At 67.5% G+C, this 1,673-nt stretch carries 1 protein-coding gene and 1 pseudogene; both read right to left on the reverse strand.

Features of this window, described 5'->3' with window-relative positions:
* A pseudogene (locus tag AC1DU6_RS30225) lies at positions 1–604 on the reverse strand (hypothetical protein); the annotation flags it as partial.
* The coding region (locus tag AC1DU6_RS30230) for a DUF6701 domain-containing protein (RefSeq protein ID WP_477861744.1) at positions 604–1,673 on the reverse strand (1,070 nt) is incomplete at its 5' end. The gene AC1DU6_RS30230 and the pseudogene AC1DU6_RS30225, both read right to left, overlap by 1 nt.

Consider the following 1,673-nt stretch of genomic DNA (forward strand, 5'->3'; position numbering starts at 1 on the left):
GGTCGCCTTCGAGGCGGCGCGTGTAGAAGAGTTCATCACCGGCGCTGACGACGAGCAGGCAGTGGCGCTCATCGATATGGACGGCGGCGCAGGCGCGCGCGGCCAGGTCATCGGCACGGGCCTGGGCGGCGAGCAGATTGCGCAAGGCCGTCTCCCAGACATCGACGATGGTGATGTTGCTGCTGATGCCCGCAGCGCCGTTGGTCAGCGCCTTGATGGCGCTGTTGCGGGCCGCGACGACGAAGAGCTGGCGCTGCGCGCGCTCGACGTCGCCACCGACGTGCATGACATCCAGCGTCAGTTCGGCAACGTCGACGTCGACCATCTCCTTGATCTGCCAGCGCGCCGCGGCCTTCAGCTCCTCCGGCGGCACATGGGGGGTGTCGACCTTGAGGATCTGGTAGTCGGCCGGGTCCAGCAGCGCGATGGCGTCGCCCGAGGTGACGGGTTTTGCCTCGCTCATCAGGCCCCATCGCAGCAGCCGGGCCGGCTGGTCCTGGTCATGACCGGGTGGGCCGTCGGTCAGCACAAAGGCATGCTGTTCGCCAACGCGGCGCAGCAGCAGGCGCTGGCCGTTGCGGCGGGTGGACCAGGGCCAGCGCATCAATAGTTCTCCCGCTGGTAGACGACGCCGTCGCTGCCGCGGTACAGGCCCCAGGTGGCGCGGGCACTGGGGTCGCTGGTGGCGGCCGCGCCGCACCAGGCCCCGCGCAGCGATGCGAGGTTGGCGCCGGCCGTGGCGGGTTTCGCTGCCACCCAGCCAGCCGCGGTCTTCAGGCAGGAGGAGTCCGTGGGTGTCGACCCCAAGGCCACGGCCACGTCCATGCTGCCCAGGCGGCCGCCGCCGGGGGCTGCCAGCGTGATGTAGGTCGGCTGCAACGGGTTGACGACGACAGTGGCGTCGGGGACGTTGGGGTCCATGACCGCATCCTGAGCGGTGAGGGTCTTGCGGAAGTTGCCGAAGCTGAGGTTGGCGGCGGTGATGCGGGTGCAGGAATCYAAGGCGTTGGTCACAAAGGCCGCGCCGTTCCAGGATTGGGCGGTCAGCGGTAGTTTCAGCGTGCGGTTGGCGGCGCTGAGCGCATTTTGTAGGCGCAGGCGACCGTGCAGCAGGGGGATTTGCCCCAGCCGGGTCCGGTCGTTGCCGGCCACGACCGGGTCCGCATCGAGGTCGAAGGCCGTCATTCCGACTTGATCGTCGTCCACTGGCGCGATGCCGAAGGCGGCGTTGTTGAAGGGCCCCGTGGGATTGGCGGCTGCGTTGACCGTCGTGACGAGAGACACACCAGCCGACACTGCGCCAGCAGCATCTCGGGTGCTGGCAACACCCGACACCCAGGTTTGCGTGCCTGTACCGAGCGCCACTACCAGTTGCGGGGGCACAAAGCGGGTAGCGCCATCGGCGCCGGCCAAAGCAAACTTGYTGGCATTGGCGAGGTTCAGTTTGGCAAAGCCAAGGGCGCTGTCGTAATTGAGCGTCGGTGCGCCTTGGGCGTTCACCGCGGTCAGCGTGAATTTCGTTTGGAAGGGCTCGCCCAGATAGGTAAATGCTGAGATGGGATTGCAGGCTTGCGCACTGCGATGCGTGATGCTTTGCACCGCCAGCGTGAAGCCGGCCGGGACGAAGCGGCCGATGCGGTTCTTCTGGGCGCCGTCGGCCTTGAAGACGACTG

It is taken from the genome of Roseateles sp. P5_B10 (assembly GCF_056400485.1).